This window comes from Allobaileyella intestinalis (genome assembly GCF_009695865.1).
GTDB lineage: Bacteria > Bacillota > Clostridia > Peptostreptococcales > Anaerovoracaceae > Allobaileyella > Allobaileyella intestinalis.
In genome coordinates this window covers 38168-62328 of sequence record NZ_VUNB01000007.1, presented here as the reverse complement: position 1 = coordinate 62328, position 24161 = coordinate 38168, and the positions used below count along the sequence as shown (strand labels likewise).

22 protein-coding genes and 1 pseudogene are annotated in these 24161 nt (G+C 43.0%); 9 read left to right on the top strand and 14 right to left on the bottom strand.

The genetic code is table 11. From position 1 onward, the window contains the following. Positions 1–19 precede the first annotated feature (19 nt). The 4 genes from FYJ66_RS08675 to FYJ66_RS08660 form a co-directional block, all read right to left on the bottom strand. Positions 20–1279 (bottom strand): M20 family metallo-hydrolase, encoded by a 1260-nt coding sequence (locus tag FYJ66_RS08675; RefSeq protein ID WP_154573107.1) that lies wholly within the window; start codon positions 1277–1279, stop codon positions 20–22. A gap of 304 nt (positions 1280–1583) precedes the next feature. Further along, the gene (locus tag FYJ66_RS08670) at positions 1584–2360 is read right to left on the bottom strand and encodes an alpha/beta hydrolase (RefSeq protein ID WP_154573106.1); all 777 of its coding nucleotides are present in this window, start codon (positions 2358–2360) and stop codon (positions 1584–1586) included. A 268-nt stretch (positions 2361–2628) separates the two neighbouring features. Beyond that, on the bottom strand, positions 2629–3120 hold the full coding sequence (locus tag FYJ66_RS08665) for a class I SAM-dependent DNA methyltransferase (RefSeq protein ID WP_338071204.1): 492 nt from the start codon (positions 3118–3120) through the stop codon (positions 2629–2631). 265 nt (positions 3121–3385) lie between these two features. Beyond that, a complete protein-coding gene (locus tag FYJ66_RS08660) occupies positions 3386–4258 on the bottom strand; it encodes a LysR family transcriptional regulator (RefSeq protein ID WP_154573104.1) in 873 nt (290 codons plus the stop codon). A gap of 122 nt (positions 4259–4380) precedes the next feature. On the opposite strand from FYJ66_RS08660, the gene FYJ66_RS08655 reads away from it, so the two are divergent. From FYJ66_RS08655 to FYJ66_RS08615, 9 genes and pseudogenes are all read left to right on the top strand, one after another. After that, on the top strand, positions 4381–4596 hold the full coding sequence (locus FYJ66_RS08655; protein ID WP_154573103.1) for a hypothetical protein: 216 nt from the start codon (positions 4381–4383) through the stop codon (positions 4594–4596). 17 nt (positions 4597–4613) lie between these two features. Beyond that, positions 4614–5597, top strand: a complete 984-nt coding sequence (locus tag FYJ66_RS08650) for an alpha/beta hydrolase (RefSeq protein WP_154573102.1) — start codon at positions 4614–4616, stop codon at positions 5595–5597. 645 nt (positions 5598–6242) lie between these two features. Further along, complete coding sequence (tet(W), locus tag FYJ66_RS08640) at positions 6243–8162, top strand: tetracycline resistance ribosomal protection protein Tet(W) (RefSeq protein WP_033523205.1); 1920 nt, start codon at positions 6243–6245, stop codon at positions 8160–8162. A gap of 50 nt (positions 8163–8212) precedes the next feature. Beyond that, positions 8213–8383, top strand: a complete 171-nt coding sequence (locus FYJ66_RS09540; protein ID WP_465250566.1) for a hypothetical protein — start codon at positions 8213–8215, stop codon at positions 8381–8383. Further along, positions 8337–8699 (top strand): annotated as a pseudogene (locus FYJ66_RS09535) (recombinase family protein); the annotation flags it as partial. The gene FYJ66_RS09540 and the pseudogene FYJ66_RS09535, both read left to right, overlap by 47 nt. A gap of 213 nt (positions 8700–8912) precedes the next feature. Continuing rightward, positions 8913–9197, top strand: a complete 285-nt coding sequence (locus FYJ66_RS09530; protein WP_022050196.1) for a DUF4368 domain-containing protein — start codon at positions 8913–8915, stop codon at positions 9195–9197. Between the two features lie 199 nt (positions 9198–9396). Continuing rightward, complete coding sequence (locus FYJ66_RS08625) at positions 9397–9540, top strand: DapH/DapD/GlmU-related protein (RefSeq protein ID WP_154573101.1); 144 nt, start codon at positions 9397–9399, stop codon at positions 9538–9540. A gap of 88 nt (positions 9541–9628) precedes the next feature. Beyond that, positions 9629–10171 carry a flavodoxin family protein gene (locus tag FYJ66_RS08620; protein ID WP_154573100.1) on the top strand — a complete coding sequence of 181 codons (543 nt, stop codon included), beginning with the start codon at positions 9629–9631 and terminating at the stop codon, positions 10169–10171. Positions 10172–10511: 340 nt separating this feature from the next. Next, positions 10512–11729 carry an IS256 family transposase gene (locus tag FYJ66_RS08615; RefSeq protein WP_417281406.1) on the top strand — a complete coding sequence of 406 codons (1218 nt, stop codon included), beginning with the start codon at positions 10512–10514 and terminating at the stop codon, positions 11727–11729. Between the two features lie 509 nt (positions 11730–12238). Here the strand turns inward: FYJ66_RS08615 and FYJ66_RS08610 are convergent. From FYJ66_RS08610 to FYJ66_RS08565, 10 genes are all read right to left on the bottom strand, one after another. After that, positions 12239–12628: an RNA 2'-phosphotransferase gene (locus FYJ66_RS08610; protein ID WP_154573098.1), complete on the bottom strand. Its 390-nt coding sequence runs from the start codon at positions 12626–12628 to the stop codon at positions 12239–12241. 91 nt (positions 12629–12719) lie between these two features. Further along, positions 12720–13082: a hypothetical protein gene (locus tag FYJ66_RS08605; protein WP_154573097.1), complete on the bottom strand. Its 363-nt coding sequence runs from the start codon at positions 13080–13082 to the stop codon at positions 12720–12722. Between the two features lie 192 nt (positions 13083–13274). After that, entirely contained in the window at positions 13275–13997 is a 723-nt protein-coding gene (locus FYJ66_RS08600) for an EcsC family protein (protein WP_235897399.1), read from the bottom strand. Between the two features lie 109 nt (positions 13998–14106). Then, entirely contained in the window at positions 14107–15852 is a 1746-nt protein-coding gene (locus tag FYJ66_RS08595; protein WP_154573095.1) for an RNA-binding domain-containing protein, read from the bottom strand. A gap of 156 nt (positions 15853–16008) precedes the next feature. Then, positions 16009–19215: a type I restriction endonuclease subunit R gene (locus tag FYJ66_RS08590; protein ID WP_338071203.1), complete on the bottom strand. Its 3207-nt coding sequence runs from the start codon at positions 19213–19215 to the stop codon at positions 16009–16011. A 24-nt stretch (positions 19216–19239) separates the two neighbouring features. Then, positions 19240–19911 carry a GIY-YIG nuclease family protein gene (locus tag FYJ66_RS08585; RefSeq protein WP_154573093.1) on the bottom strand — a complete coding sequence of 224 codons (672 nt, stop codon included), beginning with the start codon at positions 19909–19911 and terminating at the stop codon, positions 19240–19242. Between the two features lie 2 nt (positions 19912–19913). Next, positions 19914–21140 carry a restriction endonuclease subunit S gene (locus FYJ66_RS09205; RefSeq protein ID WP_206157041.1) on the bottom strand — a complete coding sequence of 409 codons (1227 nt, stop codon included), beginning with the start codon at positions 21138–21140 and terminating at the stop codon, positions 19914–19916. Next, the gene (locus tag FYJ66_RS08575; protein WP_154573092.1) at positions 21137–22705 is read right to left on the bottom strand and encodes a type I restriction-modification system subunit M; all 1569 of its coding nucleotides are present in this window, start codon (positions 22703–22705) and stop codon (positions 21137–21139) included. The genes FYJ66_RS09205 and FYJ66_RS08575 overlap by 4 nt, the downstream gene beginning before the upstream one ends. Before the next feature lie 5 nt (positions 22706–22710). Further along, entirely contained in the window at positions 22711–22932 is a 222-nt protein-coding gene (locus FYJ66_RS08570; protein WP_154573091.1) for a helix-turn-helix domain-containing protein, read from the bottom strand. Positions 22933–23616: 684 nt separating this feature from the next. Then, positions 23617–24114: a nucleotidyltransferase domain-containing protein gene (locus tag FYJ66_RS08565; protein ID WP_009247521.1), complete on the bottom strand. Its 498-nt coding sequence runs from the start codon at positions 24112–24114 to the stop codon at positions 23617–23619. Positions 24115–24161 lie beyond the last annotated feature (47 nt).

The following is a 24161-nucleotide window of genomic DNA, read 5'->3' as shown; positions in this document are numbered from 1 at the left end:
CTTTATTTGATGGGTGCATTTATTCCACCCTCTCTTCATTTCCAAGAGTCCAGAGGGCATCTGCCAGCACCGCTGTTCCTGCCCCGATGTCTCTGATATCTGTCCATTCCGCCCGGTTGTGGCTTATTCCATCACGGCTCGGTACGAAAATCATTCCAACTCTGGTAATATCTCCAAGCATCAGGCTATCGTGGTATGGTCCGCTGACAATGTCCATTGCCGGAATCTTCATCTGGTCCGCCGCTGCTCTGATGATTTCCCTGAGGTGCGGGTCGCACATTACCGGCTTGTCGTGATTCATCATGCTCTCACTAACAGATACGCCACGCTCCAATGCAATTTCCTTAATTCCGGTCCGGAGTCCATCAAGCATCTTATCTTTGTCTTCCATCCTGATTGAACGTATATCCAGCGGAAAAACAGCTTTGCCTGGTATCACATTGGCTGCTCCCGGTTCTATTCTCATATCCCCGACTGTTGCTGTGATATACGGACTGTCAGACTCCCTGGCAAGCCGCTCCGCCAACAGAGAAATCTCCGCTGCAGCCATATATGCATCCCGCCGGTCCTTCATACTGGTTCCTCCGGCGTGGGACTGCACTCCTGTAACCTCATACTCCAGGTTCGTTGGAGCACAGATTCCTGTAACTATTCCCACGGGAATTCCAGCCGCTTCCAGCTTTCCATTTTGTTCAATATGTAGCTCCAGGCTGGCATAGACCGGTTCTTTTCTCGGGAATTCCTTCTCAAAGTTTTCCACATGAAGTCCCGCTTGTTCCATTGCCCGAAAAAGACTGATTCCATCTGGTCCCACATGGCTCTGGAGATCTGATTTGCGAAGACGTCCCACAATTGAGCGGCTGCCTATGCAGCAGGCTCCGTAGCGGCTCATTTCCTCCCCGGAATATACGTTTACCGAAAGATCCCTGAGAGGCCTTTTCCCACTTTCACGGATTACCCGCAGTGCTTCCATTCCGGAAAAAACTCCTGCCAGTCCGTCGAACTTTCCGCCATTAGGCACTGTGTCGATGTGAGATCCTGTCCACACCGGAGCCAGGTTACGGTCTCTTCCCGGAAGTACACCGTAGATGTTCCCGGCACAGTCCTGGGACACTTCTAATCCGATTTTTTCCATTTCCTTCCGGACATAGGCCCTTGCCTCCATGTCCTCTTTGGAATACACAGGTCTTGTCGTTCCTTCTCCCGGCGTCTGATTGAATGTATCGATTTCGTCAATCCATCCCTTAAGGCGCTGAATGTCTATCTTCTCTTTCATCATACCTTTCGCTCTCTTGCGTCAACAATGGCTGCTCTCCGGTGAGAGTTTATTGTGTTAAAAACCGGTTGACCTTAATATAATATGTATGCTACCACAATAAAAATTGCTGGTCAATAGTATTGGCCAACAATTTTTATTGTGTGAAATAATTTATTTTCAATTTATTTGTGTTTGTAAACAAATATGATATTTGCACTTGTTGTAATGCACAATCTCATTTGGAAGCTATGACTAACCTACATAGTGTTAGATGTACAAAAAAAGCGATACCAGTTACCTGGTATCACTCTAAAGGCCTGAAATATCATTTGAAAAAATCTATTGCCAAGTCAGCTACTTTATCGGGGCAAGCCGGGTCATCACTGAGGGAATGACCCTGTCCTTCGAAGACTGTGATCGGCAGGCCATATTTCTCTGCGAAGTCTCTTGCAAACTTAACAGGAACCACCTGGTCTTTTTCCCCGTGTACCATGGCAACCCTGGTATTCCCGCGATCTGATTCTCCGAAATTTCTGTAAAGGTCATTCTCAGGAAGCATCATATCTTCGAACATCCCTTTCGGCACCTTTACCTGCCTTGTCCCAGTAAGTCCCAACATGAGATATCCTTTTTTATTAAGTTCCTCCAATGCTTCGGAATCAGGCTCCGATCCAGGTGCCCCCAGGAAAAGCCACGGCATGATCACCGCACCACTTCTCATCAGAAGATGAGTGCCGGCATGCTTTCTCCTCTCAAGGTACAGCCCGGTCAGATATGCACCGTAACTGGAAGCAAAGTAGAATATCTCCTTCTCCGGCCAGTTCATCTGTATATATTTCTCCACGGTAGCAAGACTGTCCATGCAGTTCTCTATTCTGAAAGGATCTTCCTTTGCTTCTTCCTCTCCGTGTCCCGGCTGATCATAGAGCACCACTCCGATTCCCGCCTCCGGCATTCTCCGAATCAGGAGCTGTCCGGTAGGACATTCCTTGCTGCTGGTAAATCCATGGACCATGATCACTACAGAATCCGCCTCCTCCGGCACCTCCAGGATAACCGGAATCATATGACCATTTTCTTTTAATATTTTCAATCTGTTCATCGGAACAACCTCCGCCTTAAGTCAATTTCTTTTTTCCAGGAAAAACACAAGCTCTCTTCTGGAAAAAAATCATAGCACATCATCAGGGGCTGTGCTATCTACGCTGAGTAGGGTCTCTCCGGTCTTTGTCTCAAATGGACTTTTACATCCCAAACGCTGGGCCAATTAAGGACTTTTCCAACCCAATTATTGCCTATTTTGGTGACTTTTCCAACTGAGCATTTAGAAAGTACGCACTCAGGAAGTACTAAAATTTCTGTCTGCACGCCTATTTTCTCGAAAGAACGCAGATCCACGGCTTTGAACTGTGATGGTAAGTCTTGACATCTGAAAATCCTGCAGTCTTGAGGGCCGCCTCAATCTCCGGCGCAGTATAAATCTTCATACCTTCAATGATCTTTTCATATTTAAGGGATGAGGCGTCCGTCCCTTCAGATTCGTTACAAATCATAAAATACCCTCCTGGTCTCAGTATGTCTGCTACCTGTTTAAAGCACCGGTCCAGGCCGGGCCAGAAATAGATTGTTTCAAAAGCCGTAGCAAGATTAAAAGTTTCATGCGGCAGGTCAAGAGAAGAAACATCTCCCTGGAAAACCGTACAGCGTCCTTCATTAATTTTATCCCGGTTATACGACTTCGCTTTATCCACGGACAGTATAGAATAATCAACACCTGTCACATGACTTTCCGGAAAAGTTTCAAGAAGCAGAGAAACACTTCGTCCTCCTCCGCAGCAATTATTTCCTGAAACTCTTTTCACTATCTTCCACGTCAATGTATTAGCTTTTTTAATTAGGTTAGTTATATCTAACTCATTCTAACCCTTTTACACTATAGTTTCAAGCAACATTTCTTTCATATGTTGCCGCGAAAAAGCAACCATATGTTAGTTTATAAAAAGAACATCGGTCGATTTATAGACCGATGTTGTATGAGTATTAATATTAAAATGCGGGGAAGTCAAGCAAACCCTATACTGTAGAAGGTCATACTTTATTATGATTATGCTGTGACCTTCTTGAAAATTACTTGAAAGCCTTTTTTATCTGCTCCAGAAACTTTTCTGCAATAGGAGTAAAGGCCTGATATTTATTCCATATGAGATATAGTTCTGACTTCAGTTCAGGTGAAAGTGGTCTGAATACCATGTCAGTTCCTTCGGTATTTATCAGATCCTTAAATGTAAGAAGTATTCCAAGGTTTTCTCTTGCAAATACAGAGCCGTTATAAGACAGCCTGAAGGAGCCTTCAAGTTTTAGCTTAGGAAACCTTTCTTTAGCCCATGTTTTGATTTCATTGTTCCAGCTTTGCTCAGAGACAAACAGAGGCTGTCCTATCAGGTCAGAGACATGGATGTATTTTTTCTTTGCAAGGGGATGAGATGAAGATATGATTGCTCCCCATACATCGGCTTCTGGAAACTTAACATATTCATATTTATTGCTGTCAGGTGTTTCACATAGTACAGCAAAGTCTAAAATGCCTTTATCAAGCTTTTCAGTAACCTGTTCAGTATCTCCGCTGGTTATATGATAAGTGAAGTTTGGGTATTTTTCCTTTAATTTATAAATCTCTCTGGCAAGGTATCTGATCTGATAGCTTTCTGCCAGTCCAAAATATATATCCCCACCTGTTATATCATCCAGGGAGCTAAATTCCTGTTCAATCTTATCTGACATAGCCACAAGATCCTGTGCGCGGTCACGCAGGAGCACCCCTTCATCAGTCAGTGAAATACTGAAGCTGTGCCTGATAAACAGTTTCTTCCCAAGTTCTTCCTCTAACGCTTTTAATGTCTTTGAAAGAGTGGGTTGCGATACATGGAGCTGCTCAGCAGCCTTTGACATGTTTTCTTCCCTGGCAACTGCAAGGAAATATCTGAGATTTTTTATTTCCATGGAATTCTCCATAAAGCTGACTATTTAAGTGTTATTCAAAAAACGAATATCATGATATTCATTTTATTCATTAGCGAAAATCAGGTCAAGGTTTTAATATAAAAACTGGAAGGAGAAATAAGATGGATACGGTAAAGATTCTTGAAAACCTTTCAGATATGGGCTGTGACGATAAACAAATATACTTCATGAAGAAAATGTATGAAGAAGGTGATACCGATACGCTTTTACGAGATCTTAGGAAATGCCGTTGTCACCTTATGGATGAGCTTCATGAGAGCCAGGAAAAAGTAGATAACATGGATTTTTTGATAAGACAGATACAGAAAGAAAAATGATTCAGGAGGATGACAAAATGATCAGAAAAGAAGAATTAAACCTTGTTACTGAGTGGGATAAGACATTTAAGAAAAGTGATAAGGTAGACCACGGCAAAGTTACATTTGTAAACAGATATGGAATCACCCTTGCGGCAGATATGTATGTTCCAAAGAATGCAGATGGTAAGCTCCCTGCAATTGCTGTATGCGGGCCATTCGGTGCAGTTAAGGAGCAGTGCTCAGGTCTTTATGCTCAGACAATGGCAGAGAGAGGATTCTTAACAATAGCATTTGACCCATCATTTACAGGAGAGTCCGGTGGGAACGTAAGATATATGGCATCTCCTGATATCAACACAGAAGATTTCATGGCTGCAGTTGATTTCCTTTCACTTAATGAAAAAGTAGATCCTGACAGGATTGGAATCATCGGTATCTGTGGATGGGGAGGAATGGCTGTAAACACAGCAGCTCTTGATACAAGGATCAAAGCTACAGCTGCAATGACAATGTATGACATGACAAGAGTAAATGCCAATGGATATTTTGACTCCGAGGACAGCGAGGAAGCAAGGTATCAGAAGAAGGCTGCCATGTGCGCTCAGAGACTTGAAGACCTTAAGGCAGGTGAGTATAAGCTTGGCGGCGGAGTTGTAGATCCACTTCCTGAGGATGCCCCTTTCTTTGTGAAAGATTACTATGACTACTACAAGACCGACAGAGGTTATCACAAGAGAAGCCTTAATTCCAACGGAGGCTGGAATGTGATCGGTTGTGAGTCTTTCGTTAATCAGCCAATCCTAAAGTACAGCAATGAGATCAGAAGTGCAGTATTACTTGTCCATGGAGAAAAGGCACACTCATGTTATTTCTCAAAGGATGCTTATGCAGATATGATCAAAGACAGCAAGTATGCTGATAATAAAGAACTTATGATAATCCCTGATGCGGTGCATACAGATCTATATGATGGCGGAGATAAGGATTATATTCCTTATGACAATGCTCATGTACGGTAAGGAAGCAAGCAACCGAAAACAAGAGATAGACCGCCAGCACTACACTATTCCGAACCAAAGACCAAAAGATAAGCATTTTGAGAAAATCTAAACTTTTGGATTTTCCTACAATGCCGACTACGGCGGAATCCCTCCCACTCCTTATATATTTCTTTCTGTATACATTGAATTTGTATTTAGTAAAATGCAGACAACACCACGGATCGGCTTTTGGCTGGACAATTCCAACCAAACACCGCAGCAGACAGTAGAAACCATTCTGAACGTTAGGAAGCCGGTATGATTGTTACATATAAGGGGAAGAAAAATTTCTTTTAGATACTTGTTTTCCTAAAACTGATGTGATATAATAATTCAATTCCAGAAAAGGAGTAAAAAATATGCGGCAAGGTATTCTTAAATAAAACTATAATCAAATAGTGGGAACAAAGGATTATGATAGTCCCTTTTGTAGGGGCTTAGTTTTTTGTACCCAATTTAAGAATACTTTTGCCTTATCAATTTTGACATATCCCCAAAAACAGCACTCACAAACAGGTGTATGCTGTATATGTGTATGTCCGCAAATTATCATCCCCAGTGGTAAAAGTATTTTACTGCTGGGGATTTTTATGCCCTTCGGGGCAGTAAAGGGAGGACAATCACATGAAAATAATCAATATTGGAATTCTTGCCCATGTAGACGCTGGAAAGACGACCTTGACGGAGAGCCTGCTATATGCCAGCGGAGCCATTTCAGAACCGGGGAGCGTCGAAAAAGGGACAACGAGGACGGACACCATGTTTTTGGAGCGGCAGCGTGGGATTACCATTCAAGCGGCAGTCACTTCCTTCCAGTGGCACAGATGTAAAGTCAACATTGTGGATACGCCCGGCCACATGGATTTTTTGGCGGAGGTGTACCGCTCTTTGGCTGTTTTAGATGGGGCCATCTTGGTGATCTCCGCTAAAGATGGCGTGCAGGCCCAGACCCGTATTCTGTTCCATGCCCTGCGGAAAATGAACATTCCCACCGTTATCTTTATCAACAAGATCGACCAGGCTGGCGTTGATTTGCAGAGCGTGGTTCAGTCTGTTCGGGATAAGCTCTCCGCCGATATTATCATCAAGCAGACGGTGTCGCTGTCCCCGGAAATAGTCCTGGAGGAAAATACCGACATAGAAGCATGGGATGCGGTCATCGAAAATAACGATAAATTATTGGAAAAGTATATCGCAGGAGAACCAATCAGCCGGGAAAAACTTGTGCGGGAGGAACAGCGGCGGGTTCAAGACGCCTCCCTGTTCCCGGTCTATTATGGCAGCGCCAAAAAGGGCCTTGGCATTCAACCGTTGATGGATGCGGTGACAGGGCTGTTCCAACCGATTGGGGAACAGGGGAGCGCCGCCCTATGCGGCAGCGTTTTCAAGGTGGAGTATACAGATTGCGGCCAGCGGCGTGTCTATCTACGGCTATACAGCGGAACGCTGCGCCTGCGGGATACGGTGGCCCTGGCCGGGAGAGAAAAGCTGAAAATCACAGAGATGCGTATTCCATCCAAAGGGGAAATTGTTCGGACAGACACCGCTTATCCGGGTGAAATTGTTATCCTTCCCAGCGACAGCGTGAGGTTAAACGATGTATTAGGGGACCCAACCCGGCTCCCTCGTAAAAGGTGGCGTGAGGACCCCCTCCCCATGCTGCGGACGTCGATTGCGCCGAAAACGGCAGCGCAAAGAGAACGGCTGCTGGACGCTCTTACGCAACTTGCGGATACTGACCCGCTTTTGCGCTGCGAGGTGGATTCCATCACCCATGAGATCATTCTTTCTTTTTTGGGCCGGGTGCAGTTGGAGGTTGTTTCCGCTTTGCTGTCGGAAAAATACAAGCTTGAAACAGTGGTAAAGGAACCCACCGTCATTTATATGGAGCGGCCGCTCAAAGCAGCCAGCCACACCATCCATATCGAGGTGCCGCCCAACCCGTTTTGGGCATCCATCGGACTGTCTGTTACACCACTCCCGCTTGGCTCCGGTGTACAATACGAGAGCCGGGTTTCGCTGGGATACTTGAACCAGAGTTTTCAAAACGCTGTCAGGGATGGTATCCGTTACGGGCTGGAGCAGGGCTTGTTCGGCTGGAACGTAACGGACTGTAAGATTTGCTTTGAATACGGGCTTTATTACAGTCCGGTCAGCACGCCGGCGGACTTCCGCTCATTGGCCCCGATTGTATTGGAACAGGCATTGAAGGAATCAGGGACGCAACTGCTGGAACCTTATCTCTCCTTCACCCTCTATGCGCCCCGGGAATATCTTTCCAGGGCTTATCATGATGCACCGAAATACTGTGCCACCATCGAAACGGTCCAGGTAAAAAAGGATGAAGTTGTCTTTACTGGCGAGATTCCCGCCCGCTGTATACAGGCATACCGTACTGATCTGGCCTTTTACACCAACGGGCAGAGCGTATGCCTTACAGAACTGAAAGGGTATCAGGCCGCTGTCGGTCAGCCGGTCATCCAGCCCCGCCGTCCAAACAGCCGCCTGGACAAGGTGCGCCATATGTTTCAGAAGGTAATGTAAAGATACATAATCGTCAAGACGGCAACAATCAGAAGTTATGGAGGGTAACAATGGAATATAGTAAGGAAGATTTAATGGAAGCAAAAAAGCAAATTTGGGGAGTGGGAGAGAACATGGGAACAGAGGAAAGTAAAAAAATCTGGGAGGAGAACGCACAACCTCGAAAACCGAGAGTACACCGGATGTCTGGTGAACTTCAAAACGGAAAAGCCTTCTTATAAGGTCAAGCACAGCATAGAGAACCCCGTCGAGAAGCAGGCCATTTTCGAGAACCACCATGAGCCGATCATCGACAAGGAAACATGGGAACGGGTGCAGGAGTTACGCAAACAGCGCAAACGCCCGAACCGCTACGATGAAGTGGGGCTGTTCTCCGGGATTTTGTTCTGCGCCGACTGCGGCCATGTGCTGTATCAGCAGCGGTATCAGAACAAAGACCGCAAACAGGACTGCTACATCTGCGGCAGCTACAAGAAGCGCACCCGCAACTGTACGGCGCACTTTATCCGCACCGATCTGTTGACCGCTGGTGTCCTGGCAAATCTCCGGCAAGTGACCGAATACGCAGCCAAGCATGAGAGCCGGTTTGTGAAACTACTTGTCCAGCAGAACGAGATCGGCGGCAAGCGAAAGACCGCCGCAGCCATCAAGCAGCTTGAACAGGCGCAGGAACGCATTTCTGAAATCAGCCGCATTATCAAGCGGCTGTATGAGGACAATGTAAACGGCAAAATCAGCGATGAGCGTTTCATGGAACTGTCGGCTGACTACGAAGCCGAGCAAGCGGAGCTGAAAAAGAGAGCCGCCGCCCTGCAAGCCGAACTGGACAAGTCACAGGCAGCTACCGTCAACGCCGAGAAATTTATGGGCATTGTCCGCAAGCACCTTGCCTTTGAAGAACTGACCCCCACTCTCTTGCGGGAAATGATCGAGAAAATTGTGGTGCATGAGTGCAGCTATGATGAGAACGGCACCCGCAGGCAGGACATTGAGATTTATTACAGCTTTGTCGGCAAGATTGACTTGCCCGAATAACCGCCCGACCTATCCGACACAATGGCCAAGTGTCGGATAGGAACGGCAAAATTTTTTGCACTTCTATTGCTTCTTTATCACACATAAGCAAAACTGGAGCGCTTCTTTAAGGAGAATTTAAAGTAATGATAACGGTTGAAGAAATACTGGAATATCTTAATTCGGACAGAGTAGAAGATATGACAGAAGAGATGCATGAATGTTCCATACGGATTTTGGAAGAAACATTCACATCGGAAAAAATGTATTCATCAATTCCGGATGCAGCTTCCAGGATGGTGTGACAATTGGTGATGGTGCTGTAATTGCAGCCGGAGCTGTTGTGACAAAGGATGTTGAGTAAAACACAATTGTGGGAGGCGTTCCCGCAAAACTGATTAAGAAGATAGAAAATGTCGTGCCAATAGAAAAGAAATAAAGGATGGGATGATATGAGTAAAGTGTTAGTGATTTCTACAAGTCTTCGAGCAAAGAGTAATTCCGATATACTTACGAAAAAGCTTATAGAGGGAGCAAAAGCTTCAGGTCATGATGTGGAACATATAAGCCTGAAAGGGAAAAATATCGGTTTTTGTATAGGCTGTCTTGCCTGTCAGAATACTCAGAGGTGTGTCACTAATGATGATGCTGTTGAGATTGCAGAAAAAGTAAAGAACTCAGACACGTTGGTATTTGCAACTCCAATTTATTACTACGAGATGAGCGGCCAGATGAAGACTCTTTTGGACAGGCTCAATCCTCTGTATCCTTCAGACTATAAGTTCAGGAATGTATATATGCTCTCTGTTGCGGCTGAGGATGAAGAGTTTGTGCCCCAAAAGGCTGAAAGCGGACTCAAGGGATGGGTTGATTGTTTTGAAAAGGCAGAATTCTCCGGTTCCTTATTCTGTGGAGGCATAGGCGATATGGGAGAGGCTTCAAGTAAATCCGAGGAATTAAGTGAAGCCTATGAGTTTGGAAAGGCATTAAAATAGAATGGGTTTGCGATGAAAACGAAATTGATCTTGATGACGTTTAGTGTGTTCATGATGCTTTTTGTCAGCGCCTGTTCAGGTGATACTAAGACAGCATATGCAAATCATGATTCGCTGGCTGCCAGTTATGCATCGGAAAATGTAGAAGAAACTGTTTTATCAGAAGACTCAGAAATATATCGCGCCGATTGTAACATCAAGTTGAACAGGTAAATGAAAGGGACAATAGAAAAAAGTCTGTAAAAATGTTTGACAAGGCCTTTCGTGACAGCAATCATTAATTCATGGAGGGCCTTTTACTATGACCAGAAAACCAAAGAAACCAGTGCATCATGTCGAAATGACTGAAGGAAAACGTGAGATCATCCGCGGGCTGCTTGAAGAGTACGATATAGAGAGCGCTCAAGATATACAGGATGCTCTCAAGGATCTGCTCGGCGGCACGATCAAGGAAATGATGGAAGCCGAGATGGATGAACATATCGGCTATGAAAAATCTGAGCGGGCGAATTCGGATGACTTTGAACGCAATTATCGAAACGGATATAAGAATAAACGAGTCAATTCAAGCTACGGCAGTATGTCAATCGACGTTCCACAGGACCGCAATTCCTCTTTTGAACCTAAGGTCGTAAAAAAGCGTCAGAAGGATATTTCGGATATAGACCGGAAGATCATATCGATGTACGCAAAGGGAATGACCACAAAGCAGATATCTGAAACGATCGAGGACATATATGGCTTTGAGACTTCAGAAAGTTTCATTTCAGACGTAACAGATAAGATCCTGCCGCAGATCGAAGACTGGCAGAACCGTCCGCTGGAAGCGGTATACCCGATCGTATTCATTGATGCAATTCATTTTTCTGTAAGAGAAGACGGTGTTGTACAGAAGCGTGCAGCGTATGTTGTCCTCGGTATCGACGCAGATGGAAAAAAAGATGTCCTGTCGATAGATGTCGGAGAAAACGAAAGCAGCAAATATTGGCTGTCTGTTCTGAATTCGTTGAAGAACAGAGGTGTTCAGGACATATTGATCCTTTGTTCAGATGGGTTGACCGGAATAAAGGATGCTATTTCGGCCGCATTTCCGAAAACAGAGCATAAGCGTTGCATCGTACATATGGTCAGAAATACGCTGAAATATGTGGCAAATAAAGACATGAAGGCCTTTGCAAAGGATCTTAAGACTATATATACAGCTCCTGATGAAAAGTCAGCACTGGCACAACTTGATCACGTTACAGATAAATGGAGTCCGCAGTATCCATATGCTATGAAACGCTGGAGCGACAACTGGGACGCCATATCCCCGATTTTCAAGTTTTCCAGGGATGTCAGAACAGCCTTCTATACGACCAACGTCATAGAATCACTGAATTCAACGTTGCGGCGGCTGAACCGTCAGAGGAGCGTATTTCCAGGGTCTCAGGCGCTACTGAAGTCGCTGTATCTCGCAACATTCGAAGCCACACGTAAGTGGACAATGCCAATTCGTAACTGGGGAAAAGTGCGAGGCGAATTGTCAGTTATGTACCCGGAGCGCCTGCCTGAATAGCAGAGATCACAAGATCATATGTTCAAGACATGCCCTCCTTGACAAGGGCATGTCTTGACATGGAAAGATCATTCTGTTAAACAATGTTCAAGAGCTGGTCAGAAGGAACTGACCAGCCCACTATACACTTCTCACGGAAGACCTTTATTTACAGAAAAAATTACATACCCCCAAATGAAAAGTCGGGTCTATCTTACTTTTCCTGGACATAACAATACCCCCAAGTAGGTTTCATTTTTCAATGTCCTACTTAGGGGTAGCATATCAAAGTGTTTTCGGGATTTATTTCTTTATATTTCGTTATTCCATCTCGCTGCTCTTTTCCAAATACTAAACAGTTTTGTATAGGATCTTTAATCAATTTTGACTTTTATTGACTTCAATTACCATGTTCCCCGGTGTCTATCCGAGCTAATGTTGTCACTGTGTTGTCAGTATTATATCATGTCAAAATGGCTTACTCCATTAAATCATCTATCCTAAGCATCTCTACACAATGACTCTTGATCTTATAATGAACTTGAAAGATAATCCGCTGGAACCTTCTTCGTCAGCCAGACACCATTGACCGATAAAAAGAACTTGTAGCCATCCGCCGACATCCTGGCTGCATCTACCTTATAAACAAACGGCTTTCCATGCCTCTGTCCGACTTTTACCGCGGTATCATAGTCCTGTGACAGATGCACATAGAGCCGAGACTTCGGTATCAGTCCCTGCTGGTCAATGGAATCCTTGTATTTGACACCAGTTCCATGATAAAGAACCACCGGCGACAGCATCTCAGGAAGTTCCACATCCACTGGGATAGAATGTCCCTGATTGGCACGAATCAATGTCTTATCTTCATTAAATGAATACCTCTGCTTATTATCTGTACGGACAATCTCCTCCAACATCTCCACTCAAAACAGACGACTTAGCTATCTCCGGACTCGACATCTTCAATCGAAGGCAGAACACCCTCAAATTCTTCTGGGTTGAAATTTCTTAAAAGTCAAAAGAAATCCCAGTATCATATAGAATAGCTTTCCCAACGTAGTCAAACATCACTTTATAAACAGCGCTGATTATTGGATCTACTTCCTTTTGCAAATGTGTTTCCAGCCAGGTTTTTAAGCGCATACATTTATCTGGGGGAAGAAATTCGTAGTCCCCCCATTCCAAAGGAATCTCCAGTTCATCCCACATTTCTATGAGGAATCCATCGTTTTCAAGTGCATTTGCAACCTTTTTATCAAAATAGTATTCTTCACTACTCTGACCATCGATATAGGAGTAGCCACTATGGTCATTATAATGAACCGAGTCCTTACTTATGGCTACACGCAACCACATTTTCATTTCCTCCATCAGCACTTCTAATCATTTTATTGCTTATCGCTTGTATTCTTTGCAAGCGATAACAATATCATTCTACACTAGTACAGTTGTTCCTCGTTGATATTCCAATAGTTTATACCGAAAGCCAAATCAAAATATCGCTTGTTTAATTGCTTGTCGCTTGTTTTCTATAGATAATAGCAAGCTATTCTACAGTTCCAATCATTCCTCATCTTGAAATTCGTAATCGAAGAACTCATCGGTTAAATCATCCTTCACCCCTTGCAGAATGCCATCATCCTCTAATGGTTCAGCTTCAACTTCGTAATCTCCGAATGCCATAATATCCGCTTCATAGAATGACTTATACGCCCTATTTGCAATCAGCTTTGTTTCCGCGAGATTAAAGCCTCCACCGATTGCGCCACCGACACCTGGGACCAGCTTGCCTAGATTTACTATGCCCGTCTGGCCGAACTTAGTTACAAAACGAAATCCCACAGCACGGTTAATTTTTGTCAGTACTTCTCCCGGAACTTTCTTAATCATCGCTTCTGCAAATTTCATTGAGAACTTTATCCCTGCATCGGCAAGGGTTTTGTCAATAGATACTCCTGCCAGGCAAGCATAAATAAATGTCTTCGTCTGATCGCTATCAAGTTCATAGCCCGACATATATGCAGTTGCCGCTACCATCCGCAGCTGAACATACAGAACTGATCCAATGTCTGCTGAAACTGCAACAGGAAGTGTAATGGCTCCACCCAGGCCGGTCATTACTCCGGTCACTGTACATTTCGTAACCTGATTCCTAAGCATTTTCTTTATCGCAATATTGGTATTCGAATAACGCTTGGTATAGTCGTATGCCAATTCACTAACCGGCTTACTCACTTTAGGAATTCCGTTAACAACTTGATTGTATAAGGAATCCAGCAAAGTCATAGTCCTCTCTTCTGTCATCGCACCCATATCTTGCTCCCTGATTCAATACATCAACTAATACATCAACTCAAAGTCCAATACATCAACTAATACATCAACTCTTATTAATCTATTTCCCTACCAATGTATAGAAAATGTGTCTTCCTTGACGTTCCTTTTGCATTAATCCTTTTTTAATGAGTCGATTCAACGCAACTGAGGCTCCCGATGTCGTGCCGATAGATGGTGTAATATCAACCACTTGCTGCGTTGTGATCATTCCATTAATCTTTGCAAAATCAAAAATCTGTTGATCTGTTGCATTTAGTTCAACTGATTCACCAATTATCGACGAAATATCAATTTGTGATTGATTTTTAACATAATCACTGTTGATATAATAAGTACTCCATCTCCCTCGAGAGTTCATAATCAGGTATCCATTCTGTGTCAGTTGAGCTAATAATTTTCCAATCTCAATAGGGTTAAGGTCTAATAGTGACTGCAACCTATTGTTGCTCACTTCCTTTTCCAAATAGGCGGTTGCTAATACTACCTGCTCTGGAGCAGACAAAGTATCATAATCTGTTCCGATCAAATTCTGTAAATACGTTGTACACTCTGCAGGCATCATTGAAATCATCCATAACTTCAATTCGACAAGATGAAGTTCTGTGTTCTCACTCAAATCCGGCTTTCTCCAATTCTCATTCCCCCATGCAGATAAGATAGTAGGGAATCCTGACCCAATATTATCACCTGCACCAATCATGCGGAACATTGTCTGTATTCTTGGATTTCGAGCAACGGAATTACCACCTTCATAGATATCGTGAATAGGAAGCTTCAAATTCCCAGGATTGGAAAACAAGAACCCATCCTCTTTCTTAACAACCTTAAGCACACCATTTATCATATAATCCGCATGAATGATAAGATTCACTACAGCTTCTCGCATTGCTTTATGGATCGAAGTATCATCGGTGCGTGCCATTCCTTCCAGTCTAAATGGACGTTTCAAATCACTAATAAGTTTTGGCATTACTCGCTTCATGAAGTTGTACAGGTTATTCTCCCACATACCATCATATGTGAGTCGATCGCTCCATCGTGCCCCCTCTGAAAGGTTCGTCTCATCAATGTAATCCATGCGAATGTTATCAAACCTCTCACGAATGGATAAGCCTTTACCGAACATAAGCAGTCCAGCAGTAGTGAGTCCCTCTTTTCCGGTTTCACGCTCCACTGTGTATCCGCCGATATTGCGTAGGAAACTCTTGTCATCAATATTATTCCAGATATGATCTGGGTTATTACGAGAGTATTCGATTCGATATGCATTCAATGTATCCTTATCAACATCTTCCATTGTATATCCATCGACAAGGCCACCATCGTTTCCGGAATCATTACTGTCACGCAACATAGCTTTAACTTCTTCCTCAGTACAGTGATAATCACCTTCATGATTTCTCTTGTACGAGCCTTTAAGAGGATTCCCATTTATATATACTGGTTTACTTTTATAACTAGCCTGAGGAACATCAATTACAATAATTGTCTTCCCCTCATATTCAACTTGATATACATCATCATCAACCAAAAGGTTCACATTGACCTTTTCGCTATTAATAGTATTCCAAAAGTCGCTGATGATCCGCTCAGGATTCTCGATGTCACCAACCGTAAAACGCTTATTAAAATCTTCTTCCGACATGTTCTCTTTAATACCGAACAGTATAGTTCCTCCACTTGTATTCGCGAAGGACGAGTAAGTCTCCCAAACTGATTTGGGAAGTCCCTTTTCAGCTTTTTTACACTCAAGAGATAAGTGCTCACCGAACTTCAGTAATTCACCTATATTTATGTCCTTCATAAAGCTCTCCTCTACTGCATTATCCAGTATTTATAACTTAACGCCTTCGACAACCTGCAAAAGCAACTTACCAGCAAGTTAAATCATCGCCTGCAAGCCCTTGCAATTCCAACATTTCTTCCGTCAGTAATATTTTACTACTACCCGAAAAGCAAGTTAAATCTCCGATTTCTCCGCCACCATCATCAGCGTTTCTCCTTCTTCCGGCAGTGGATAATCTACCATCTTATCGGCCTTGAACTCGACTCCGCCAACACCGAAGAACTTCTCGAAGAATCCCTTCAGCTTGCCAATGACATTCTCCTTCTTCTTGTCTCTGCCGCCACCGAATCTGGATACCGGTGGCATGATTTTATCGATATCTGTTCCGGTAGTCTTGATTTCTCCATCCCGGAAAGCATTCTCAATGAACTTCCTGGTTTCATGTTCCTTGAGCTTCTCTTCTCGAATGATCGTCTCGAGTTCTTTCTCGCGCTCTTCTGCTACATATCCACGCCATTCAACCAGGACATCTTCAGCATCGTTGATACCAGCAATAAAGGTCTCAATCAGCTGCTTCTTACTGCGCAGTTCCGGACTGGCATCGATAGCCTTCTGAATCGTAATCAGAACTTCTTTATCAGTACAATGACTGTCGTGATACTTCTTGACCAGAATCAGGATGTAATCAATATTTATCTCGATCTGCTTGATCAACTCCACTTCGAATATTACATCATCCGTGATATCCGCAAGCTCGCCCTTCATTTCTTCACGGCGTTTCTTCCACTCGTCTCGCAGATCCTGGTAACGTCCCAGATAGTCCTGCATATCACGTTCCGAAATCATCTCCATTCCTGCGAACTCATCAAAGGATAAAAGCAGGTTTCGCATCCGCAGAATAGCACCGAACAGCGAAATGAAATCCTTCTGATTCTGCTCACCAGTAATCTGTGGCTCAGACAAAGGAAACTTCTTCAGCAACTCATCCACCATCTCTACATAGCCAGGATGATGAACGTCATCCGCATCCTCATAGCCCTTGTAGTAATCTTCAAAGGTCTTTAGCAGAACGATGCCCCCTGCATCTTTATCTCCGAACAGAGAAATCGCGTCATCAACTCTCTTCTGGAGATTACGGAAGCATACGATATTACCGAAGGTCTTGATAGAATTCAGGATTCGATTCGTTCTGGAGAAGGCCTGAATCAGTCCGTGCATCTTCAGATTCTTATCAACCCACAACGTATTCAGCGTTGTAGCATCAAATCCGGTCAGGAACATATTGACCACAATCAGCAGGTCCAGCTCCTTATTTTTCATTCGAAGTGACACATCCTTATAGTAGTTCTGGAACTTGTCGCTGGATGTATCATAGTTAGTGTGGAACATCTTATTGTAATCCCGGATTGCTTCATCCAGGAAATCTCTGGACGGCTTGTCCAGTGCACTGGTGTCTTCGGAGTTTTCCTCTCCCATCAGGCCATTTGCTTCGTCCACTTCCTCATTCGGGGCAAAGCTGAATATGGTTGCTACCCGCAAATTCTTAGTTGGATCAGCTGCCATCTGTTTCTTGAACTCTTCATAGTAGAGCTTTGCCATAGGTACAGAAGCAACTGCAAATACTGAGTTGAAGCCACTGATACGCTGCTTCTGCTTCACCTCATCAACCTTACCGCGATCTGCTGATGCAACATCAGCTATATTAGTCAGTGTATTGAAGACATAAGTCTTATCCCCACGGTAAGTCTTCTGATCAAAGTGCTCCAAGATGTACTTTGTTACAAGCTGAATACGAGCCGGAGCCATAAATGCCTTCTCACGATCGATATCCCATACCTTCTCATCATCGATATCCGGATCAGTATCCATGGTCTTAATATAGTCTACCCGGAAAGGAAGTACATTTTTATCGTTAATCGCATCAACGATAGTATAAGCATGGAGCTGGTCTCCAAAGGTCTGCTCTGTGGTAAAGAACTGAGTCTTGGATGCTCCTGCGTTCGCAGCAAAGATCGGAGTTCCGGTAAAACCAAATAGATGATATTTCTTAAAGTTCTTTACAATCGCAGTATGCATATCTCCGAACTGGCTTCGATGGCACTCATCGAAGATGATAACCACATGATCCAGGTATACCGGATGTTTCGGATTCTTCTTGATGAAAGTCGACAGTTTCTGAATCGTAGTAATGATGATGCGAGCATTCGGATCCTCCAGCTGTCTCTTGAGGACTGCCGTGGAGGTATTGCTATTCGCTGCTCCCTTCTCGAAGCGGTCGTATTCTTTCATTGTCTGGTAGTCCAGATCCTTACGGTCTACAACGAACAAAACCTTATCGACATATGGCAAATAGCTTGCTAGTCTTGCGGTCTTAAAGGAAGTCAGAGTCTTTCCTGATCCCGTTGTATGCCAAATATAACCGCCACCTTCGACGCTGCCATACTTCTTATAGTTATTGGCGATCTCGATGTGGTTCAGAATTCGCTCTGTGGCAGTAATCTGATAAGGTCTCATTACCATGAGCATATCTTCAGAAGTGAAAATACAGTACTTGGTCAATATATTCAGGATCGAGTGCTTAGCAAAGAAGGTTTTGCTGAAGTCTACCAGATCCGGAATCACACGGTTATTTGCATCGGCCCAGTAGGACGTAAACTCAAAGCTATTGCTTGTCTTCTCTTTTTTCTTCGTCCCACTCTTTGCATCCTTGATTGCATTGAAGCGCGTACTATTGGAATAGTATTTTGTATTTGTTCCATTGGAGATGACGAATATCTGAACGTATTCATATAGGCCGGATCCTGCCCAGAAGGAATCCCGCTGATAACGCTCGATCTGATTGAATGCTTCTCTAATAGGCACACCACGTCTTTTCAGCTCCAGATGTACCATTGGCAGTCCATTTACAAGCACAGTAACATCATACCGGTTATCATACTTGGCTCCGGCTTCTGTTCCGATGGCATACTGATTGATTACCTGAAGACTGTTGTTATGGATGTTGTGTTTGTCGATCAGCTTGATGTTCTTGGATGATCCGTCACCACGCTTCAGGACTTGAACAAAATCTTCCTGGATTTTTCTCGTCTTCTCAACGATATGCTCGTTAGGGTTTGCTACAGCCTCACTAAAAAACCGACTCCACTCATCGTCAGAGAACTGGTAGTTATTCAACAGCTCCATCTTCTGACGAAGGTTCGCGATAAGCTCTTCTTCCTTATGAATCGGCAGGTATTCATAACCCTGTTCACACAGAATGCGGATAAAGTCTTTCTCCAAATCTGCTTCACTCTGATAGCTGTCAGATCTGACCTTGACTGGTTCGTATTCTGTTACAACCGTATTTTCATTTGTCTGGGCAACAATATTGAAATATGGCACAATAACTCCTTTCAGAAATAACGACTATTTATATTCGCCTAGTTTTTCAAGTTCTTCTCTGTAATCCTTCAAGGACTTTCCCTGATAATACCAATAGATAGTCCCCTGAACCGGATGTTCGACATTCTCTATCATCTGTGCAGATGCAGATAGTGAAGTAACCGTTCCATTAAATTTGATAAAGCGATCATCATAAACCTCTGCTTTGATATCATCACGGTGGTAGTAATCAAGCTGCGTTCCAGGTTTCAGATGGCACTTTTCAAAAGAGAATGGACTCTTTCTTTCCTTACGCTCGGTTCTGATTTCCTCGGCTAGTTCTTCATCTGTGATCTCATGTCCTGTTGGATCGCATTTATGTAGCTTACTCGATGTACCACTGATAGCTGCAATGTTTTCGAGAAGTGCATATGCTTCTTCCGCAGACATCTCATAGAACTCACGGATCCTTGGTTTTCCATCGAATTCTTCGACTGCACGAAGATTTGGGTTCAGCTGATCAATCAGGTTATGTACCTTTTTATCGCTTAGCTTTTCCTCAACATCATAAGTCGCATACACACGAAAAGCATAAGGAATGCATTCGCTCCTGTTGAGTTCACCAAGTCTTCTTTCAATGTTACTAGCATATCCGATCTTTACATAGTCTGGGAAAGATGGATTGGTAAGAATATATATACATCCTTTCGTACTCATGTCTATGCCTCTTTTTCTTTGAATGTGAGCAACTTATCTCGGTAGTATTCGTACTGCTTTTGGCGTGCTTCGATTTCAGCCGGGATACTTGTCTTAATTCCTCCACACAACACATCAAAGTTATCCAAGCAATCAACAATATAATTCTGTACTTCGATATCCGGCACCGGCACTTTGACATCCTTAACTTTTGTGGCTAATACATGTTTTATAGTCCCACCAGTGATTGCTAGTTTTAAGCTTTTGAATCCAATTGCAGTATGAAAGTAGTGCATATAAAATCGTGAATTGCACTTACCCCCGTTACTCATAATAATTAATGCATGACAATTCGATCCCTTATACTTCTCTCCAACAACTGCACACTCCCCGATGTGCCCAGATTGTACCATTAATAAATCATCAGCTTTAAGTTCATTGCGAATATATTTCTGATGAAATTCTTCCGTTACATACAGCACTTCATTATCTGAAATGATACCATCATGAATATTGGTACCCTCTAAATACCTTACCCCATGCTCCTCATCAGTAAAGTACGGTTTAATTGTGCCTACAAATCCATTTCTTATATATGGAAAAAGTTCACCTAACTTCTGAAACTTAACATTCTCAAAGTTCATCATTTGCTCTCTATAGAATTCATATTGCTGCTTTCTAGCTGTAAGCTCTGCTGTAAGCTCTGCTGTAAGTAACGTGAAAGAGTCCAGGATACGGACTATTTCACGCTGTACCTCCAGTGGAGGTACTGGAAGCAGAATTGCATCAAGTGCTGACGGTGTTACCTCAATGACCTTGGTTCCATGAGCGAGTTTTACCTTCTGCTTATAAAACAAATTCGAGTTAAGATAATACGATAAGTATTTTGGTTCTAGTTCATGATGAATTATCGCTGTATGTCCGCTCACTGCGATTTCGCCTTCACCGAGCCAAGCAACACATTTGCAAACATCCTCAATATTTTCACTGGTAACAGCCATGATGATGTCACCGGATGTAGCCTTCTTTTGCTTCACTGCCTTTTCTTCGGATATAAAACTGACTGTCTTATCTAAATACAGGTTATAAATCGTGTATATCTGCCCATAATGGATACATGGTACTCCCGATTCAATATAATCCCTCTTTTGAAAACTTCCGCCTCTACTTATTGTCGCTATATCACCAAGTCTTTTATACTCCACACCATCCGGGCAGAGCTCCTGGATCAGTTTACTGAGTCTGCTCATTCTCCCACCTCGATTTCTTCGATGATGTTACGAATGGCTTCGCGCAGTTCATCTTCACGCATAACGATTTCTTCGATTTCCGCATTGAGCTTTACGATATCGATTTTCTCTCTTGTATCCTCAGCTTCCACATAAGTCGAAACGGAGAGGTTATAGTCGTTCTCTTCAACCTCTTCGAATGCAGCCAGATGAGAGAAGTACTCAACTTCTTCACGCTTTGCGAATGTATCAACAATTTTATCGATATTCTCTGGGGTCAGCTTGTTATTGTTTGTAACCTTGATGCACTCGTTGGTAGCATCGATGAACAGTGTCTTATTATCCGTCTTTCCCTTCTTCAGAACCATAATGCATGTGGCAATACTGGTTCCAAAGAACAGATTACTCGGAAGCTGAATGATGCAATCTACGAAGTTGTTATCCACCAGATACTTACGGATCTTCTGCTCCGCACCGCCACGGTACATGATGCCCGGGAAGCAAACAATAGCAGCCGTTCCGTTAACAGCAAGCCAGGAGAGACTGTGCATGATAAATGCCATGTCGGCCTTGCTCTTTGGTGCCAGTACACCGGCTGGAGCAAATCTCGGATCATTGATCAGAAGAGGATTGTCAGTTCCATCCCATTTAATGGAATACGGAGGATTGGAGACAATCAACTCAAATGGTTCTTCATCCCAGTGCTGCGGCTCTGTCAGCGTATCTTCGCAGGCGATATTGAATTTATCGAACCCGATATCATGCAGAAACATATTGATTCTGCAAAGGTTATAGGTCGTAATATTGATTTCCTGACCATAGAATCCATTACGGATGGCCTCTTTACCAAGGATTTCTTCGGCTTTCAGCAGAAGGGATCCAGATCCACAAGCCGGGTCATATACCTTATTGATCTCTGTTTTTCCAACAGTGCCAAGTCTGGTCAACAACACAGAGATATCTGCCGGAGTGAAGAACTCACCACCGGATTTACCTGCATTGGAAGCATACATGGACATCAGATATTCATAGGCATCGCCGAATGCATCAATATCATGGTCCTGAACATTGCCAAGATTCATGTCAGAAATACCATTCAACAGCTTTGCAAGTTTATCATTTCGCTTAGCGACAGTCGCACCGAGCTTATTACTGTTCACATCAAAGTCATCAAACAGTCCGGCGAAATCAGATTCACTCTGGCTACCCTTTGCCGAATCTTCAATGTGACGAAAAACAGTTTCCAAGGTCTCATTCAGATTCTCATCATTTGGAGCCTTCTTGCAGACATTACAGAAAAGCTCACTCGGCAGAATAAAGAATCCTTTTTCCTCTACCAGACCTTCTCTTGCAACCTCTGCATCCTCATCTGGCATCTGAGCATAATCAAAATCAGTATTACCGGCAGCAGCTTCTCCCTCGTTAACATAGCTACAGAGATTCTCCGAGACGTAGCGATAGAACATAGTACCCAGTACATAGTTCTTGAAATCCCAGCCGTCTACCGCACCACGCAGTTCATCCGCAATCGCCCAGATAGCACGATGAAGTTCATCTCTCTCCTGTTCTTTCTTAGTATCTACCATTGTTATTACTCCTTTACTTCATCCTGTTCTGGTACAAATTCAAGCATCTGATCAACGCTACATCCCATAACACCACAGATTTTTTCTATGCTGTCCAATGAAATGTAACGATCATGCTTCAATTTGGATATAATGTTCGCACTGATTCCCGCTCTTTTCCTGAGCTCCGCATTACTGATCTTCTGATCAATCATCAGCTTAAACAGCTTGTTATAGCAAACGGCCATGCTGACCCTCCTACTGTTTTCTACACTAAAATATACTAATATCGTATCACGAAAAGATGAATTATTGAATATTAAGATTATCGCTCTATGTCAATTGTCCCATTTTACGACCAGCAAATAGATTCAACTTGGTCATTCCACACCCAAATGACCAAGTTATTTTCTCAAATGACTAAGTTAACTATCCCAGTAACCGTATGGATGAACTCCGGACAGCCGGCTCCCCAGTCTGAAGATAAGTAAATCGAATTATTCTAAGCATGCAAAAAGGCCTTTCTAAGCTAATTCACATTAGCTCAGAAAGACCTTATTTTTATTTACGGGTAGTATCTGATATAAGCTATATCAAGCAATCAGATACCCATGGTAATTATGATGTTGTCAATTTGTTGTCAACAGCCGATTTTCCATTCAAGAAACCCAGTATTTGCAAGGATTCCAGAGGTTCATCAACTTATTCCATCTCTACAAAGACTAACGCTTTTTGTTTAGGAATTATTCTCTGTAATGTTTCTCGTTCTTTTGATTATTTGATATATCCATATTATCCTGCCTATACGAGCTAATGTTATCATTTTGTTATCGGCATTGATAACACCTACTCGATAACTGTGGATAATAACTATATGTAGCATGTCAAATTATAAGCTATTTTGCTTAGAGATTCAACACAAAACTGAAATTTTACTTTTCCTTATATTCATCTGGTATTGCTATTTGAAATGTTTCACACAACAGCATCACATCATGCACATCATTTTTATCGTGTTCATATCCCAAATGAAGCATTACCTGACTCAATGGTTCAATACAAGAAACAGTTATATCTCCAACTTTTCCAATACCGGAAAAAGTTTTTGATGGAAATATATCTCCCTCATAAACAATTCCGTCATCTGTAAATTCAAAACAATGTAAATCAATGATTCTTTGTTTATCATCTTTCCAGACAGTATGACCATCCGTTGTATAATCAGTATTTACTTCCTCAAATCCATGCTGCTTAATCACATAAATATAATCATGATAATGTTTCAGTTCAACAAACAAATCAATATCATTGTGTATTCTTGATTCTCTTTTAAGAAGTGCATCAACACCCCATCCGCCATCTAAATATACTTTAATTTCGTTTTGCAAAGCATATTTTATAATTTCACATGCATCTTCTGTACGTACCATAATCTATCCTCCAAATTCAAATCTTTGTATGCTTTCCAACTCACTAA